Source organism: Methylobacterium oxalidis (assembly GCF_007992195.1).
In the GTDB taxonomy this organism is placed as follows: domain Bacteria; phylum Pseudomonadota; class Alphaproteobacteria; order Rhizobiales; family Beijerinckiaceae; genus Methylobacterium; species Methylobacterium oxalidis.
Window position 1 is genome coordinate 26,510 of the sequence record NZ_BJZU01000045.1, and the last position, 17,134, is coordinate 43,643.

Genomic DNA, 17,134 nt, shown 5'->3' on the forward strand with positions numbered 1-17,134 from the left:
CGTGCTTCATTTTCCCACTTTTGCCGGAAATTGGCTTCGGCTTGCAGATCCTAAGCTAGCCATACTAATCGGTGTCCCTGCGGTTGTTGGCTCGTTGCTGATACATGGAGACAATTTTGTTGATGAACGATTGAGCGCATTCGAATGGATGAATAGCTGCGACGGCATAAATAGTAAAATACTGGAGTCGGCAGCTCAGAAAAATCGAGATGATGAAGCATTTCGTAAGAGGATTATAAAAATATCTCGCAGCAATGACGAAGATGCCCGCCGATTGCTCGTTGATTTATATAATATGAAAACCGAAGAGTTTGAAAAAACCCGAGAAGCTATCGAGAGGCTTCGGAATGAAGTCTGTTCATTTGAGGCCCTCGGCGCTGCAGGGAGAGTGAGCAAATCTCATCAGTGAGCCGTCGGTGTGATCAGCGGCGCGGAGTGCTTACTCCGCACCAGCATCATCCTACTCGGCCCGAGTGTGTAGGAGACCGCGCGGCGTTCGTGTAATCGGCCCGCTCTCCTTCGCAAAAGTCGCTTTATGGTACGGGAAAACGGCCCTCCGGACAGTCTCCGGAAGCTCTCGCATGGGCCGCGGAGGGTGCGTTAGTAGAGACATAGAAGAACCACCCGCTACGGCGCGCGCGGGCGGTTCCTATACTCGCGACATGTGTGAGAGGAGAGCCGCGCGTATGCCCCTGAAATGCGCCTCGGAGGTGAGTCCGTCCACGGTCGCGAGCGCACCGAAATAGGCGCCGGCCACGCCCCGCAGATCATGGGGCCGCCGGCTCTCGGTGTTTCTCGCCACCCCCGAGTGGGCGCCCCACTCCTGTTCACAAAGCCGGTGCTTATAACGGCAGCTGGCGCGTTAGCGTTGCCACTGGGAGCACCGCAAGCCGGCCTGATGGAGCGTATCGCTGAGCCGGAGTTCACAGCCGCCATTCGCGGGCTGGGCGTTATGGAGCGCCGCCGGCCCTGCCATGCTGGGCGAACCCGGCCAGCTTGCGTGTGATCCAGTCTTGAGCCTCATCGAGATCCATGAACTTGGGGGCGTGCGGATGATCGACCGGCCCGAACCCCGCCTCCAAGAACCACATGCCCGCGTCGTCGCCGTACTCGTCCGAGAGATGGGTGAGGACCGCGACGAGGAGCCATCCTCGAAGACGAGCTGGCTCTCGGCGTTGGCGCTGCCAGTCCTGACACGAACAGGCTGCAGTCTCAGGGTCATGCAGCCGCTCGCTTCTCCAGATGCAGGTACGTGGGATCAAATCCGCAGGCGCCGATCAGTTCATCCCAGCTCTCGATGACCAGCGTGCCGCCGCGCAGCGTGATCAGACCCTGCTCGCGCATCTCCTTGAGCACGCGGTTGACGTGCACGTTCGTCAGGCCCAACGCATCGCCAAGGTCGATCTGCGTGATCGGCAACGCGCAGCGATAGCTCTGAGCCAGCCCGACCGCCTGCAGCTTCAGGTACAGCTCGCAGAACAGGTGCGCGATCCGCTCGAAGGCTGTGCGCCGGCCCATGCCGACCATCCACTCGCGGAAGATCGCCGCATCGATCAGCGTCTCGCGCCAGAGGATGGCCGCGAGGCTGGGAAAGCGGGTGGTGAGGTCGAGCAGGTTCTCATGCGGCAGGAAGGCGAGCGTGCTCTCCGTCAGCGTCGCCGCGCTGTGATCCATGGTGTGGATGTGCAGGCTCTGCAGGTCCGGGATGTCGCCGGGGATGTGGAACGAGAATATTTGGCGTCGGCCCTGATCGATCAGCTTGTAGCGATAGGCCCAGCCGCTGAGGATGAGGCAGCAATGTGAGGGCTTGTCTCCCTCGCGCACGATGTCGTGGCCGGCTTTCAGAACGCGCGTTCTCGCTGGCAAGCTCAGGATGGCCTGCCGCTCCTCGTCGGAGAGCGTGGCGATGCTCTCCAGGCGGCGGACGAGCATCTCAAGGGAGTGGGTGTCAGGAGACGACGGCATCGCAGCTCCACCTTGCGTTGCAGGTGGAAGCGCGCGACTCTCCCGGCCATCAGCACCTGTGTCGGAACCGCTGATGATGGGACCTACCTTGGACCCATGTGAAACGGCTGCCTTCACACAGGTTGATCGCTGCAGATCTCAGTTGGATAGAGCAGGGGGGCGTGCACCGATGGTCGGCCTGCCATGGTCCTGCTGCTTGGGCTCAAGGTGCAGGTAGTTCGGGTTGAACTCCGCGAAGCCTTCAGGCGCTCGACTCCGGGATGGTCATGTGCCTGCCCTTCGTCACGATCAGGCCCTGCCCACGAAGCTCTTGCAGCACGCGGTTGACGTGCACGTTCGACAGCCCCGCCGTGTCGCTCAGGTCCACCTGCGTGATGGGCAGATCGTAGCTGTTCTCCGTCGCCAGCCCGACCGCCTGCAGGCGGACCAGCACCTCGCAGAGGATGTGAGCGACCTGCAGATCCGCCGGACGGCGGCCCATGTTGACCAGCCATTCCCGCAAGGTCGCCTCGTCAACCAGGGGCGCCCACCAGAAGGCGCGGTTGAGGGTTGGGAAGTTGGTGGTGAGGTCCTCGACCGTCTCGCGTGGGATGGCGACCACGTCGCAGGGCGAGAGCGTGCCGATCGAGTGGTCCATCTGGCCGAGGATGGCGACGTGCAAGTCGCACATGTCGCCGGGGACCAGGTAGGCCACGATGGAGCGGGAGCCGTTCGGCAGGATCTTGTAGCGGCAGGCGAAGCCCCGCTGGATCAGGAAGACGTGATCTGGCACGTCTCCCTCGGAGATCAGGTCCTCGCCTGCTGGCACATGGCGCACCTTGGTGCTGGCTTGGATCAGGGCCTGCCGATCCGCCTCCGAGAGCTGGAAGCGGCGTTCGAGCTTGCGGATGAACGGGTTGGGCATCTCCGCCTCCCCAGCGGGACGCTGGATCAGCGCATAGGATTAACACAGGTTGCTCTGAACCGTTGCGGTCCAGTGCGTCAGCGTTCCAATAGGACCTGCCCTACTGGAACATTCCAAAGCCGTTACAGGTGAGTGGTTTCAGGCTTCTGGAACGCGCGACAGAAATAGGTCTGAGAACCCAATGGAACAACCCAGTTTGGGGATGCTCCAGCCGAACTAGCTCTAAGCGGGTTCGAACCGACCCGCTGGGCGCCTCCAAACTAGAAGCACCTGCTGACAATTTATCGGGTCTTCAAATAAAAATTAGCTCGGGTAAAAATCTAATTTCATACGCGCTGGGTGCATATCTCAGACTGATATTGCAAGAAGATCTGCGCTCAGGCGGACGCAATATACGTTCTCCGGACACGCGAATGCGCATTATGGTGCAATGCAAAATCAGCAGGCCGCATCGCACAAAATCCGTGGTTCAATCTCTCGTCGGTCGCCTTCGCAGACGGCCACCCTGAACCTGGAGACCTCCCATGCGCACCACTCGCGCTCTCGTTCTGGCTACTCTCGCATCCGTCACCCTGGCCGGCACCGCAATGGCAGGTGACCGCATCAACGTCACCCCGACACTCTATCGCGAGCAGGCCCGCGCTACGGCCGCCGTGCGTCCGGCGTCGGAGCTGACGACCACGCCGTCCCTGACCGCGCGTGCCCCAGCGACCCCGCGCGTCGTTGCTGAGGTCGCTGCGACCTCGGCCCGCTAAGGCGGCCTCTCCGCTGCTGCCCCGGCCACGCGCCGGGGCTCTTCCTTTTGCCCTTTTAGCTTCGACGAACTACGGGCTCGGCCCCCCGGGCCAGATCATGGTCTGGGCCTTGATGCGCGCATCGAACCGCCTCGGCTCCGGAGCGGGCACCATGCTCCCTCATAACTCCTCAAGGCTGCGGAGGAACGACCGATAGCTGAGCGCCATCGCCAGCGTCCGGTCAATCTCGGCGAGAACCTGGCGGGCTTGCGCCTGCACCTCTCCGCCTTCTTCAAGCCCGGCAATCAGCTTGATCTGCCGCGCTCGACGCTGCTCTGCCTCGGCCACCTGCCGCTCGGCGGTCTCAAGAGCAGTCTCATACCTGCGTGTCGATCCTTCCATGATCCGTTCCGCGCTTCCCAGCCGCCCCCTGTTGCCGGGGATCAGCGTCATTCTCGCAAACCAGAATGCTCAAGCGGTTTCAAGGATGCCAGGGCTCAACTCACGGCCCCTGTGGCGCCCGGAATAGATCCCATCCACTGCGCCAGGGCAGCGGGTGGAGTTCGGCCGCCAGCCTAGGGGATAACCAGCGGCGGCCAACGCAGAAGCTGCCCCGCAACCGAACGGTCCAGTTTGAGGCTTACCCCACGAACTGGCGGTCGCTCCCGCTTCCTGCTCCGGCCTGCTTGGCGAGTTCTGCTCGCAGGCGCTCTGCCTCGGCTTCGTGCCTCGCGGCAGATGCTGCGATCCGCCAGCAAAGATGGTCGTAGTACGAGCGGACTGACTGCATCAGGTGCGCCATCGATCCCTCCATCAGAACGCCACGCCGCAGCCGGCGATGCTGCCGAGCGACGCGGGAGCCTCGAACCATCTGAGAGATTGGCAGCCTTTGGCTTGCTGCCAAGACTGTGCCGATGCCCTTTGCGGCATGACCTGTTGCCCCTGCCCGCTGCCTCCCAAGAGCCGAGTCGCGCCTGACGCTTGGTTCCGCTACGTGGTTAGCGGCTTGCTAACCACATCCGCACACGAGCGGGAAACTGCCGTAGTCTCGCCGGTTTAGCCCCATGAACTCGCGGACCACACGAGTTCAGGAGGCGTCATGGTCATCCTCAATCCGCTCACCGGACAGCTCGTTACCGTCGAGGTTCCGAAGCCGCGCCCGTCACCGAAGCCTGCCGCTTGAGCGTGGACGACGAATTGGCCCCAGCCAGCCGCAGTCGGCCCTCCACGCTCCAAAGCCACGCCCTAGCTTCGCCGTTATGGCGACAGACCGGACCATCAACGTGCTGCTACGGCAGGGGCTCCTCTCTCAAGGTGATGTGGATGCGGTTTCAGATGCGATCATAGCTACGCCTTCTAGCCGGCTCGTGCCCGTGGGCGCGGCCCATACGCTGAACCTAACCCGGTTCCTTCGGACGCACGCCTTCGTCGGTAAGACGCTGCGAGATCCTGATGCGAGCCTCACGCTCAAAAAGGCGGCCTTGAACAAGGTCATCCTGATGGCGCAGCTGGAAGTGCGATGACCGACGCCGTCTCGTTATCATTCAAGTAATAGTCAAAATTTCCGGGAGAATAAATGGCACATAGTGATCATTAAACAGCATTAATTCTAGAGAAATAAGACCCGCCCATCCTATTACAGATGCGCGTCAAGTGTTTTATTAGCGTGATGCTGGAATTGTTTCGTTGACGCGCTGAGCCGTGTCCTGCCATGGATTGTGTCATCAGCCAGTACGGTCGTACCGGTAAATGACACAGGGCGCAGCATCATGGTCGAGGGGCGGTTCGTCAGCTACCTGCGCGTGTCGACCAAGCGCCAGGGTGACAGCGGTCTCGGGTTAGAGGCACAGCGCAAGGCAGTCACCGACTTCCTGAACGGTGGAGCCTGGTCCTTGGTGACCGAGGTGGTGGAGGTGGAAAGTGGCAAGCGTGCCGACCGACCCAAGCTCGCCGAGGCCCTGCGTCTCTGCCGTCTCCACAACGCCACCCTGGTGATCGCAAAGCTGGACCGGCTAAGCCGCGATGCTCACTTCCTGCTCGGGCTCCAGCGGGCTGGCGTGCGCTTCGTCGCGGCCGACATGCCCGAGGCCAACGAGATGGTGGTGGGCATCATGGCCGTGGTGGCTCAGGCCGAGCGCAAGATGATCTCAACGCGCACCAAGGCCGCGCTGGCGGCAGCGAAGGAGCGCGGCGTCAAGCTCGGTGGTCCGACCCATCATCTTCCGGCGGAGGCAGCTAAGGCAGCCGCAGTCTCGGCGTCGATCCGATCCACCAAGGCGCAGCGCCGGGCCGACGATCTGGCCCGAGACATCGCCGAATTGCGTACTGAAGGAGCTATATCTCTGCGCGAACTGGCGGCCGGACTGGACCGGCGCAACATCAGGACGGCCCGAGGCACTGCTTGGACGGCTACGGCGGTGCGCCGTGTGCTGGCGATGCTCGAGACCAAGCTATCTGCTTAGCATTACTCTTCGGGAACTGCTGCTGACCACATGAAACATTGGTTCGAGCAGGCAGCCACGTCGGACTTTGGCCGATTGCGGCCCGGCTGCTTTACCGCGGGTCGATGGGCGAAGCGGACGTCGTCGCTCGACCCCTGTCGGCGCTCAAGGTGTTGCCGGCTTCACATTTGCTGCCGCCTAACAACCTGGTGCTGCACGCCGGAATGCGTGCCGCAGACGCTCCCCGCGTCCGGGCTCCACGCGCAGCTACGCTCTTCACTGCGGCTGCAGCCCTCGTCCTGGCAAGCGCTCCTAATCCTACTGCGCCTGCGAGCTGAAACCTGTCGAAACGATCAGGACGCCTGACCGAGTTCGCTGATCCGGATCCGCTCGTAGGCGGATCGCACCGCCTCCTGACCGTAGGTGCGCTCGAGGCGCCGAACGGTGAAGTGAGCATGAGCGATGTCTTGATAGTGATCCATAAAGGCCGTGTTCACCACAGCCCCGCCAAGCGCCCCAACCAGAGGAAGCGCTTGCGCGGCGATCTTCTGTGAGACCACCACCCCAAAGCGCGAGGCGATCTCAGCCGCAAGCCGAATGAGAACAGGCGCGCCCTGTCCGACAAAGCCCTGCTCGGCGACAAAATGGGCCGCTTCGGACATAGACTGCGCCAACGCCGCTCGGACAGCAAAGTAGCTACTCTCGGCAGGGTTGTCGCTCTCAGACCGCCCACCCCCAAGAGCAAACACCTGCACGCAGGCAAGGGCCACGTCCGGGCTGGCGAGATCCTCTCCTTCGGCCTGTGCGATCTCGGCGATGGAGCGGAGAATAAGAGCCGTGGCGATCGGCAACTCGAGCGGCAGGCTCACGATGCCCACTGCGCCGCCCAGCGCACCGGATGTAGCAGCAAGGGCCTTGTGGATGAGACGACCCCGCGTGGCAGGAACGCTGGGCAGGGTTGTCAGGGCAAGACGCAGGGCGGAACTGAGGGCCGCGCGGCTGGCGCGTGTGATGATCTTTGAGGCGGCACGAGGGAGCACGTGCCCGATCAACTCAACGGGCCGGCCCGCGAAGTTCGAGAGGCGAGCCACCAGGCTGGGGCTCTCAAGCGTGATAACAGCTAACCTCAGGGCCTCGTGCTCGTCGCTGGACAGGACAGATGTGCCCGTCTGGGCATCGGCTGGTACAAGGGTCTGAAGTGCCGCTTCGCTCATGGGGCGTTTACGTCTGCGGCAAGGGCGAGTTCCAGCTGGAGGGGCTTATCACCGTGGTGGGACTGCTGGCTTGCCGAGTGCGGATGCGCAGCATAGCCAGGCTACTCAGAGGACGAGCCGAGCAAGGCGAGCGAGCGTAAGAGACTGCGTCTGCCTCGCGAGTAGCTTCGAATTGATGTAAGGTTTACCTCGCCTGCGATCGATAGAGCACTCCTGTTCAGGAGCATTCTGAGCGCATCGAGGTCTGCCATGGCTTTCGCGAGCGTGATGGTTCCTCTGGATTTAGGTGCCTATTCTGCAAGGCGCCTGAAGTTGGCTGTCGAGTTGGCGGAACGGTTCGGCTCACGTTTGATCGGTGTCGCAGCCCGCGAGCCGCTGCCGACGCGGCTCTATGGCCGGGGTGCCTACATCAACCCGCAATCCGTCGAACTCGCCTATGCCTGCATGGCCGAGGACATGGCAAAGGTCGAGGAACTCTTCCATCGCGCCACCGAGCCGCATAATCATGCGGAGTGGCGGTCGGCGCGCATGAACCCGATGGCGTTCCTGATGCGGCAGGCTCGCACCGCCGACATCGTCGTGATCACCCGGTATCATCAGGACGGGGTCGAGGACTGGTGCTCCTACGTCGAACCGGGCGAGTTGATCCTGAACGTTGGTCGGCCGGTGCTCGTGGCGCCGCCGGATGTCGATCACGTCTCGGCGCAACGGATCATCGTTGCCTGGAAGGACACGCGCGAGGCTCGGCGTGCGATCTCCGACAGTCTTCCGTTTCTCAAAATGGCTGCCGAGGTCTTTATCCTCTCGGTCGGAGAAGAGACTGGGCTGGAGGAAGCGCGCGATGTCGCGGATCACCTCAAGCTGCACGGCCTGAACTGCGTTCCGCTTCTCAGGCAAGCATCGTCTGCGGGCGTCGCTGCCGTGATCCTCACCTTGGCCGGCGAGAAGCAAGCGGACCTGATCGTGGCAGGCGCCTACGGCCATTCCCGCATGCGGGAGATGATCTTCGGCAGCGTGACGCGGCAGCTTCTGGAGAGCGCCTCGGTCTGCTGCCTAATGAGCCACTGAGGCGCATGAGACCAAGGGCCAATTCGTGAGCTGACCGGTGGCTGGTTGAGCTGGAGATGCTCTGAAGGGTACGCCAACCGGAACTTGGCCGCTTGTGATGATCGGTCGGCTCTGGAGCGCAGAGGTCTTGGTGGATGGGTTTCGCGCCGTGCGCGATCGTCTTCAGGATCGCTTCCCGCCGAGGTTGCTTCACGAACATGCAGCCAGGCTTCAATCTCGCTTCGACAAGCCGTACCGCTCCAAGATCTTGAGCAGGATCAGAACTGCAAAGGCAAAGCCCATCGCCACCGCGAGAAGCTTGAACTGAGCCGCTCCTGCCACGATGCCAGCCGATGCTGCGAGCCAGATGCTGGCTGCCGTGGTCAGGTTCTTCACGTCGCGCTGAGCTACAAAGATCGTGCCGGCCGCGATGAAACCGATGGCCTGCGCCAAACCCTGGATCACACGAAGCGGGTCTGCATCACCGCCGTGCGCCCGCACATCCGCATACATGCTCAAGGCCGATGCCGTGATCAGGGCCGAGCTGAGACTGACAAGCGAGTGGGTCTTGAGGCCCGCGTCCTTGCCGCGCAACTCGCGCTCAAATCCCAGCAGGAGCCCACACAGCGTCGCCGCGCCCAGCCGCAGCAGGATCTCAGACAAGGGCAACGCTGTCGCATCGGGCAGCATCTCAGGCCTCAATCCGGTTCATCGTGTCCATGGCGCGTGGGACTACCAGTAGAACTGCAGCCGGAACTCGGCGATGTCAGCGTCGATGTCCCGGCTATTCACCGCGGGAGAGCCATCGGCGTCGGCGTGGATGTAGTTGGCCATCAGACGGATGTTCTTGTCAGGATACCAGTTCACGCCGGCCGTCCAGTTGCGTTCGACACCGCCGTCGATCGCGCCGTCCTTGAGATCGAGAAAGCTGAAGCGGGTGGCAAGCTCGAAGACGCCGATGCCGCCGCGGCTCACCCGCTGATCCTCATCCACCTGGACGCCTTTGAAGATCGCGAGATCGGCCCCGTAATCGGTCTTGAGTTGGTAACGCCGGCCCTTGCCATTGATGATCCACGCGCCCTCAACGTAGCCACCCTCGAAGCTGGTGCCCGGCAGCAGACCGTCGCGTCCGACCTCCGCTCGGATGTACTCACCCTGCAGGCGGAAGGGGCCGTTCTGATAGGCTGCCTCAAGGCCGAGGCGGGTCAGATCGGCCGCGTTCCGGATGGCGCGGGTGTTAATCAGGCTGGTTTGGAAGACGAACGCCTCTGGCTTTGACGAAAAGGAAGGGCTGTGGTCGTTCTGGTCATAGGAGCGGAAGCTGCCGGCGATGCCGAGATGTAGCACCTCCGTCTCGCTAAGGATTGGAGCGTACGTGGCGCGCACCGTCCCGGCAACGCCGCCGAGCTCAACACCGGTGTTTATGTTGCCGCCGAACACGCCGCCCGTCAGTGTCCAGCGCTCGCCATAGCCACCCACGGCAAAGCCTGTGTTGCGGGCCGGCACGAGTGCGTCGGGCAGCGCGCGCTCCACGAAGGTGGTGTTGTTGTCGCTGATCAGCTGCTGGAGGCTGAACGGCTCCTTGAAGTTGCCGAGCGAGACGACCAGCCCGTCGATGCCGCGATACCCGATGGCTGCGTCCTGGATTGGCGTTCGGTCGTTGTTGACGTCGTACTGGAAGGCAAGTTCGATCGCGTTGTTGATCGTCAGGTAGGTCTCGATCCAGGCGCGCCGAACCTCGATGTTGGAGCCGAATCCGTCGGCGATCCGCGGGCTGGTGCCACCGAAGGCGGGATCGAGGTGCAGGCGGCCTCCGATCCGGAACTTCACCGCATCGTCGGCCGACTTAACCGTGATGCCCCGCTCGTTGAGGCTGACGCCGGGGATGCCAGGATCCATCTGAACAAAGCGCGGCAGGGAAGGCGCGGCTCCGGCGTCGGCGGCAAGGCTTGGAGCGGCAAGGCTCACAACCGCAACAGCATAGCTAGTAGCGGCGGCTAAGCGCCGAAAATGACTAAGAAAACGGTGCTTCATCGCGGATTTTAGCCGTGGGAACTCGTGGCAACGACCATCTCCGTCCGCACCTCCGAAGTCACTGTCCCCGGCTGTACGCGACGGCTGTTCCTCGGCCGCTGCAGCTTATGGGTGACACGCGCTGCACATTGGCGGCGTTAGGAACAAGCGATCGACACATGGCTGCTATCGAGAAACCTTCCGAGTCAACTGAACAGCCGGAATGGGCGCCATACGGCCGGCAGGCTTTGGCCGTAAGCAGCCCGCCCGCTTTGGAGTTCTATCTGCCGGTGATCGGACATTCTGCGCAGCTCAGGTGAAAGCCTCGGTGTGCCCCCTTCCGGACCTTCCATCTTGCCGCTTCGGTGGTCCGCTTTAGAGGAAGAAGCAGACCTCGTAGTAGCGGCGGGGTCAGCACCGTCGCTCGCCTTAGCCACGCAGGTCCGGATGATCGCGGCTCACTGCGGCGGGCACGAACGGGCCAGCTTGGACATGCCCGAGTGTTTGGCAGCCTGAGGCGCGGCATGTGCCGAGTTCAGCGCCGACAGTTGCGCCGTGCCGGGAGCTTGGGGCAGCGTCACCGTCGCCAGCGACCACATAGCCTGCGTCACCGCTGCGACAGCAGCCATCTGCTCCGCTTCGACCTTGTCATAGGCTGCCGGAGCCACGTTGTGCATAACGGCCTATTGCTTCAGCGGAATACGGACGACCACCAGAACTGGATCAATGCCACGGGGTAGAGGAGAATGGCGCAGTCGGCTTACCCGCGAGTCGGGCTCCATGAAGCGCCATACGTGACGGGCTTCGAAGCTGCAGCAGGCCGTCACGAGCTGGGAGCAAACGAGGTGGAGCAACGCGTGCCGGACGGGGAGCAACGGATCGGTGCCTCCTACAATAGCGAGCGATCCAAAGCGGAGTTGGCACCTCCGTCCGAGACGCAGTCTCAATTGGCGTATCGGATCATCGAAGAGATGATTGTCACGTTGCAGATCCCGCCCGGCAGCATCATTTCCGAAAAGTCCTTGAACCGGCAGTTGAATATCGGGCGGACACCCATCCGCGAGGCGCTGCAAAGGCTGGCGCTTGAGGGGACTGTGCGAGTTGTTCCGCGGGCGGGTGTGATCGTTTCGGACATCGACTTAGTCGATCAGCTCAAGATGATCGAGGTGCGTCGAGAGATCGAGAAAATCCTCGCTGGGCGTGCTGCTCGCCTTGCCGACCCGCAGACATGCGACGAGTTCCGCCGCCTCGCTTCCGACTTCGAAGAGGCTGCCGCTAAAGACGACGGGAAGCTTTTCATCGCGACCGATCGGCAGTTCAACGGGCTGATCGTGGCGACCGCGCAGAACAACTACGCGGCACACGCAATCGGCCCGATCGAGGCGCAGACGCGGCGCTTCTGGTATCTGCACTTTCAACGGTTCGGTGATCTGCAGCGGGTCTGCGAGCTTCATGCGAAGATCGCTCTGGCAGTTGCGCAGAACGACGAGCCTGCAGCCAGGCGGGCCTCTGACGCGCTCCTCGACTATGTCGAGTGGTACACGAGGCGCACGCTCGAGAGTCTGCGCTAAGATTCAAAATGCAGCTTGCGACAGTAGGGGAATCGTGTAGTTTTATTCTGACATGTCAGCGACACGTTAGAGGTCGGCATGCAGTCTCAGGGAATGGGCACCAAACCCGTTCATGGGAGGAACGTGATGGACGCTAAATTGCCGGGCTCGGCGCTCGTGTCGCCAAGAGGCAGGCGCCTTGGTCTTGGCTTGACCGCCATGATGACAACCTTCAGTCGTCATCACTACTGGGTCTAATTCGCGCGGCTATCTGCCAATAAGATCAGCGCGACCCTAGCCGAGTTCAGGGCACCTTCTTGCTTCTGACCTTGAACGAGCGCGGCTTTGATCGGCCAAGCGACAGAAGCGTAGTGGCATCCCGAAAATCCTCCAGGTCGTTCGGCGCGATCTGCGGAGTGTTCAACCAGCATGCGGTGATCACACCGAGACCGAATTGTGCTTGGCTCGCATCGGCTCCGGCAGGGGCTTGCCTCCTCAAGGATCTGCTTTCCCGCAGGTCGAAGCCACGCTTCATCAGCATCACCGAGGTGCCTTGTACCTGAAGCAGCTTAGGTGCCGGCGAACAGCATGGAGGAGCGGGACTGCCACGTAGTTGCAGCTTCCGACGACAACCAACGTAGCGCTCACATGGAGCGGCAATGCGCCTCCGGACCATGCGATTTGGGAGCGGGAGCAACGATCTTGCCCGCGAGCTTATAGAGGCAATACTCCTAAAGATTTAACGCCGATTTTCAGAATACGAAGCGTGGCCATTTCAGAATTGTTGACGAATGCGCGCGCTAGATTACGCTAAGGCGGCGAGAAATAATCGGCGACGCTCCTCGTGAAAGCTTGATTCGTCCAAATCCAAGGAAATGGGAGGCTCCGAATGTCAAAATCGAAATCGCTCGCCGCCGTAGCGGGCGTAGGCATCAGTCTCGCCTTCGCGGGCAGTGCGGCAGCGCAGGGCACCCCTTCTGGCCAGCCCACGCCACAAACACGGCAGGACGCTCGCGAGACGAAGGAGCTTGAGCGTGGCGGTGCAGGAGCGGGGCAGGATGCCTCCGAGGGGCAGAGCCTGAAGATCCCGCAGCCGACTGCGCCCAGGCAGCCCTCTCCAACCACAGCACCACCCGCGCCCGCGGAAGGCGCGGCGCCGGCTGGCCAAACTACGCCGCAGACCCGGCAGGATGCGCGCGAGACGAAGGATCAGGAACGCTCTCCCGGTGCGTCGAAGGACGCAACGGAGGGACAGACGTTACGTCCGCCGCAACCAACCGCGCCGCCGCAGGCCGATCCTAAGAATTCCAAAACCTTTCTGCCTTTCGTCTACGGGCCTCTGGAACAGTCCGGCATGAAGGCGGCCAGCAGGGAGGGCAGCCCGACGACCTACCTGCTCTCCGCGACGCCTGCCACGACCCAGTGGGGCTGGTTCGACAACGCCGAGCAGCCGGTGCTGCGCATCCGTTCCGGCGACACGGTCGTCATGGAAACCATGATGCACTCGCACAACCAGCTCGTACCCGGCATCACGATTGAGCAGGTGAAGAAGACCCGCACCGACTATCCCGGTCGCGGGCCGCACTCGTTGACTGGGCCGGTCTACGTCGAAGGGGCAGAACCGGGCGACGTCCTCCGGGTTCGCATCAACAAGATCGTGCCACGCGCCTATGGCATGAACTTCAACATACCTGGTCTGTTCGGCCAGTTCCCGAAGGAGTTCCCAGAAGGGCAGATCAAGTTCTTCTATCTCGATCTCGAAAAGATGCAGACCGAGTTCGCTCCGGGAATCACCATTCCACTGAAACCCTTCCCCGGCACAGTCGCGGTCGCCCGGGCCGAGCCGGGCCGCTACTCCTCCGTGCCGCCAGGACGGTTCGCCGGCAATCTCGACATCCGAGAACTCAGTGAAGGGGCGAGCCTCTACGTACCCGTCTTCGTCAAGGGTGCGCTTCTCTGGTCAGGAGATTCCCATGCCGTCCAGGGCAACGGCGAAGTCAACCTGACTGCGCTCGAGACCGCCTACAAGGAGCTGAACCTCACGATCGAAGTGCTCAAAGGACAGCGGCTCGAGTGGCCACGCATCGAAACCCAGACAGACTGGATCACGGTCGGCTACGATGAAGATCTGGACAAGGCGCTCGACCTCCTCAAGGCTGAGACCACCAAGTTCCTGATCGAGCAGCGTAATGTGCCCTCCGAGCGGGCAGAGCAGGCCATGCTCGACGGCTGGAACTGCCCGATCTCGGAGGTCGTCAACATCGTCAAAGGCACCTACTGCATGATTTCGAAGGCCGCGGATGCACCACGGCCGGCCCCGTTGCCGACGCAGGACACGGACGAGGCCTTCGTCACCGTCGCTCGGGACGCACGCCTCGGCAAGGCAATGGATGGCGCCTCGATGGCGATGATCAACACCATCGTCGAGAAGAAGGGGCTCTCGCGGCTCGATGCCTACGGGCTTCTCAGCATGACGATGGATTGCCGGATCGCGCCCCACCGCGAGGGCGACAAGGCTGTCCACTGCATGGTGCCCAAGAACCTCTGGACGAAGTAGGCCAGGAGGAGGGGATGAGATGGACGCGATGGAGCGCGGCGGCACTTGCCGCGCTCGGCTTCGTTCTGGCCGGGCCATTCGCTGCTGCACGAGCGGAGGTCGCACCGCTTGTGGTCGTCACCACGCCAGACCTCAAGAGCATCGCGGAGGCGGTGTCGGGCGGGGCGGTACGGGTCGAGACCCTCGTGCAGCCTGGCGCCGATGCGGAGACCTTCGCACCGCGACCTGGCCATGTGGCGATGATCCGCAAGGCGGCACTCCTCGTTCGGGTCGGGCTTGGGTTCGACGAGTGGCTGGACAAGCTCATCCGGCAGGCCGGCGACACAGGTCAGGTGAGGAATGAACAGATCCTCGATCTTTCGACCGACATCGCGCTGCTGGAAGTCCAGGGTCGCAGCGTCGAGGCTCGCTCCGGCCACGCCCATGGTGCGGCCAACCCGCACTACTGGCTCGATCCGGCAAATGCGGAGGCGATGTCGGCCCGCATTGCCGAGGCGCTCGTGCGCATCGCGCCGGCGGGGCAGGACGCCATCGCCAGCGCGCAGAAGCGCTTTGCTGTGGACCTGAAGCAACGGCTGACCCGCTGGACGGCAAAGCTCGAGCCATTCCGAGGCGAGGCTGTCGTCGCCTACCACAACGGCTGGCCCTATTTCGCGCGCCGCTTTCGGCTCAACATCGTGGATCTGATCGAGCCGAAGGAGGGCATCGCTCCAAGTCCCGCACGCCTTTCTGGCTTGGCCGGGCGCATGCGAGTGAGCGGTGTGCGTGCCATCCTGCATGAGCCCTTCGAGCCAGCGGAAGCCTCGCGCTACCTCGCGGAGCGCACCGGTGCACGTGTCGTCGTACTCGCTCCCTCGGTCGGTGCCGTTCCGGAGGCCACGGACTACCTGTCGCTGTTCGACTACAATGTCGATCGCCTCGCAGAAGCCCTAGCCCAGCCCCGTTGATCCGCAGGAAGCCGAAGCATCCATGTCGGACCTCGTCGCGCTTCTTCTCACGCCGTTTCTGGCCGCGTGTCTGTTTGTAGGCATCCACACCTGGCTCGGACTCCAGGTGCTGCGCCGGAAGGTGGTGTTCGCGGACCTCGCGTTGGCGCAGTTGTCGGCGCTCGGCGGTACGATCGCCGTTGCAGTCGGGCATGCGCCGGGCGGTGCCGCCGGCTTCGGCTACGCTTTCGCCCTGACGCTCCTCGGGGCGGCACTCCTGACGGTCACCCGGCGCGTCTCCGCGCAGGTGGGGCAGGAGGCGGTGATCGGTATCCTCTACGTCGTCGCCACCGCCGCGGCGGTCCTGGTGGTTGACCGGTCGCCGCAAGGTGCCGAGCACGTCAAGCGTATGTTGGTCGGCGACATCCTGACGGTGAACGCCTCCGATCTCCTCAAGCTCGCGCTCATCTACGCGGCGGTCGGCGCAGTGCATGCGCTGTGCCGCCGGCACTTCCTTGCGACAGAAGAGGATGGCCTGCAGCGGCGCCAGAGTTTCACCGCACTCTGGGATTTCCTATTCTACGCCACCTTCGGACTCGTGGTGACGAGCTCGGTCGCAGTCGCTGGTGTGCTGCTCGTCTTCTCGTTCCTGATCATTCCGGCTGTGATTGGCTCTCTGTTCTCCGCGCGGATCAGCGTTGCGCTTGGCGTCGGCTGGGGCACCGGGATCGCAGCCAGCGTTCTGGGCTTTGCTGCCTCCGTCGCACTGGACGCGCCGACCGGAGCGACCATGGTCGTCGCCTTCGCTTCGGTTCTGCTGGTCGCCGCTGGCGCTCGAGCGCTCTTCTTCGCTGCCCCTGAGGCCCGGCGTCGGAACGGCCGACGTGCCGCCGTGTCAGTTGCAACGGCGCTCTTGGCCGTCGTGGGAGCTCAGGGCGTGTGGCTGATGGCCCAACCTATGGCCGACCAGCCTCTGCTCGCGCTTGTTGAGAATAGGCTTGGGACAGGGCCGGAACGGTTCCTCTCCGAGGGTGAGCGGCGCGTGTACCGTGAGGCTGCCGAGACGGAGCGGGGCCATCGTGCCGAAGTCGAGCGTCTGGTCGGAATGGAACGCAATGCGCGTTGGCGCGGCGATGTTCTGCGCGAGGAAGAACTGCGGCGTATCTCCTCATTCCAGCAGACGTTCAACGAGATGGGTCGGGGCGAACGCTTCGTGCAGGACCATCTGCGTGGCTTGGCCCGGTCGCGGGAACGATGGATCGTGGGCATCCCCATGACCGCTTTGTGCGTCCTGGGACTCCTTCTGCTTTTCCGCACCCGAAGGATGGGCGTCCGAGCAGTCCGATCGGGATGGAACCGATGACCGCACGGCGTGCCGGCATGATCCGGCGCCGCCGGCCGTCCGCCGGGCGGCAGGCGGAAGGACGCTGGTCGCTCTGGTTCCCGCAGCGGGCGTCCCCGGCGGACCTGCAGTCGACCTGCGCGATGGTCGCATCACTTGATAGGGCGGCCGTTTCGTTATGCTTTGAGACTTGATTGAGGCGCCGAACCGTCCGATGCTTCGGCCTTGCTGCTGCGCCGCAATATAAACGCCTATAACAATTGCAAGACGCGGAGGAGTCCAGTCATGAGCAGTGCGGAAGACTGGAGCCACTTGAGGTTGACGGCTTCGAGACGAACCCTCCTCTTCTCGTCCGCGGCCGCTCTGGGGGCGGCAGCATTGGCCACGGGGTCTCGTGCGGAGACGGGCGCCGCACGCAACGGGCTGGCACGCTCCAGCCAG

Annotated in this window: 16 protein-coding genes; 8 read left to right on the plus strand and 8 right to left on the minus strand. The window is 62.9% G+C overall.

Going from position 1 to position 17,134, the window contains the following annotated elements:
* The first annotated feature begins 1 nt into the window (after position 1).
* Entirely contained in the window at positions 2-409 is a 408-nt protein-coding gene (locus MOX02_RS12285) for a hypothetical protein (RefSeq protein ID WP_147026082.1), read from the plus strand.
* Between the two features lie 809 nt (positions 410-1,218).
* On the opposite strand, the gene MOX02_RS12295 is transcribed toward MOX02_RS12285, so the two are convergent.
* From MOX02_RS12295 to MOX02_RS12310, 3 genes are all read right to left on the minus strand, one after another.
* Positions 1,219-1,965 (minus strand): Crp/Fnr family transcriptional regulator, encoded by a 747-nt coding sequence (locus MOX02_RS12295; protein WP_147026083.1) that lies wholly within the window; start codon positions 1,963-1,965, stop codon positions 1,219-1,221.
* Positions 1,966-2,206: 241 nt separating this feature from the next.
* On the minus strand, positions 2,207-2,869 hold the full coding sequence (locus MOX02_RS12300; protein WP_238179200.1) for a Crp/Fnr family transcriptional regulator: 663 nt from the start codon (positions 2,867-2,869) through the stop codon (positions 2,207-2,209).
* 914 nt (positions 2,870-3,783) lie between these two features.
* The gene (locus MOX02_RS12310; protein WP_147026085.1) at positions 3,784-4,056 is read right to left on the minus strand and encodes a hypothetical protein; all 273 of its coding nucleotides are present in this window, start codon (positions 4,054-4,056) and stop codon (positions 3,784-3,786) included.
* Between the two features lie 806 nt (positions 4,057-4,862).
* On the opposite strand from MOX02_RS12310, the gene MOX02_RS12315 reads away from it, so the two are divergent.
* Both MOX02_RS12315 and MOX02_RS12320 read left to right on the plus strand, forming a co-directional pair.
* The gene (locus MOX02_RS12315; protein WP_147026086.1) at positions 4,863-5,126 is read left to right on the plus strand and encodes a hypothetical protein; all 264 of its coding nucleotides are present in this window, start codon (positions 4,863-4,865) and stop codon (positions 5,124-5,126) included.
* 246 nt (positions 5,127-5,372) lie between these two features.
* Positions 5,373-6,065, plus strand: a complete 693-nt coding sequence (locus MOX02_RS12320; RefSeq protein WP_147026087.1) for a recombinase family protein — start codon at positions 5,373-5,375, stop codon at positions 6,063-6,065.
* A 332-nt stretch (positions 6,066-6,397) separates the two neighbouring features.
* Here the strand turns inward: MOX02_RS12320 and MOX02_RS12325 are convergent, their stop codons facing one another.
* A complete protein-coding gene (locus tag MOX02_RS12325) occupies positions 6,398-7,258 on the minus strand; it encodes an EcsC family protein (RefSeq protein ID WP_147026088.1) in 861 nt (286 codons plus the stop codon).
* 249 nt (positions 7,259-7,507) lie between these two features.
* On the opposite strand from MOX02_RS12325, the gene MOX02_RS12330 reads away from it, so the two are divergent.
* Complete coding sequence (locus MOX02_RS12330) at positions 7,508-8,326, plus strand: universal stress protein (RefSeq protein ID WP_147026089.1); 819 nt, start codon at positions 7,508-7,510, stop codon at positions 8,324-8,326.
* A gap of 210 nt (positions 8,327-8,536) precedes the next feature.
* Here the strand turns inward: MOX02_RS12330 and MOX02_RS12335 are convergent, their stop codons facing one another.
* From MOX02_RS12335 to MOX02_RS12345, 3 genes are all read right to left on the minus strand, one after another.
* Entirely contained in the window at positions 8,537-8,995 is a 459-nt protein-coding gene (locus MOX02_RS12335) for an MgtC/SapB family protein (protein WP_147026090.1), read from the minus strand.
* Positions 8,996-9,037: 42 nt separating this feature from the next.
* A complete protein-coding gene (locus MOX02_RS12340) occupies positions 9,038-10,339 on the minus strand; it encodes an OprO/OprP family phosphate-selective porin (RefSeq protein WP_147026091.1) in 1,302 nt (433 codons plus the stop codon).
* Positions 10,340-10,776: 437 nt separating this feature from the next.
* Positions 10,777-10,995: a hypothetical protein gene (locus tag MOX02_RS12345; protein ID WP_147026092.1), complete on the minus strand. Its 219-nt coding sequence runs from the start codon at positions 10,993-10,995 to the stop codon at positions 10,777-10,779.
* 117 nt (positions 10,996-11,112) lie between these two features.
* On the opposite strand from MOX02_RS12345, the gene MOX02_RS12350 reads away from it, so the two are divergent.
* Positions 11,113-11,889 (plus strand): GntR family transcriptional regulator, encoded by a 777-nt coding sequence (locus MOX02_RS12350; RefSeq protein WP_238179202.1) that lies wholly within the window; start codon positions 11,113-11,115, stop codon positions 11,887-11,889.
* Between the two features lie 283 nt (positions 11,890-12,172).
* On the opposite strand, the gene MOX02_RS12355 is transcribed toward MOX02_RS12350, so the two are convergent.
* Positions 12,173-12,412 (minus strand): hypothetical protein, encoded by a 240-nt coding sequence (locus MOX02_RS12355; RefSeq protein ID WP_147026094.1) that lies wholly within the window; start codon positions 12,410-12,412, stop codon positions 12,173-12,175.
* 345 nt (positions 12,413-12,757) lie between these two features.
* Here MOX02_RS12355 and MOX02_RS12360 point away from each other — a divergent pair, with 345 nt between their 5' ends.
* The 3 genes from MOX02_RS12360 to MOX02_RS12370 are packed head-to-tail and all read left to right on the plus strand — an operon-like array spanning position 12,758 to position 16,714.
* A complete protein-coding gene (locus tag MOX02_RS12360) occupies positions 12,758-14,425 on the plus strand; it encodes an acetamidase/formamidase family protein (RefSeq protein WP_238179204.1) in 1,668 nt (555 codons plus the stop codon).
* Between the two features lie 14 nt (positions 14,426-14,439).
* Entirely contained in the window at positions 14,440-15,372 is a 933-nt protein-coding gene (locus MOX02_RS12365; protein ID WP_147026095.1) for a metal ABC transporter substrate-binding protein, read from the plus strand.
* A 22-nt stretch (positions 15,373-15,394) separates the two neighbouring features.
* Entirely contained in the window at positions 15,395-16,714 is a 1,320-nt protein-coding gene (locus tag MOX02_RS12370; RefSeq protein ID WP_147026096.1) for a metal ABC transporter permease, read from the plus strand.
* The last annotated feature ends 420 nt before the right edge of the window (positions 16,715-17,134 follow it).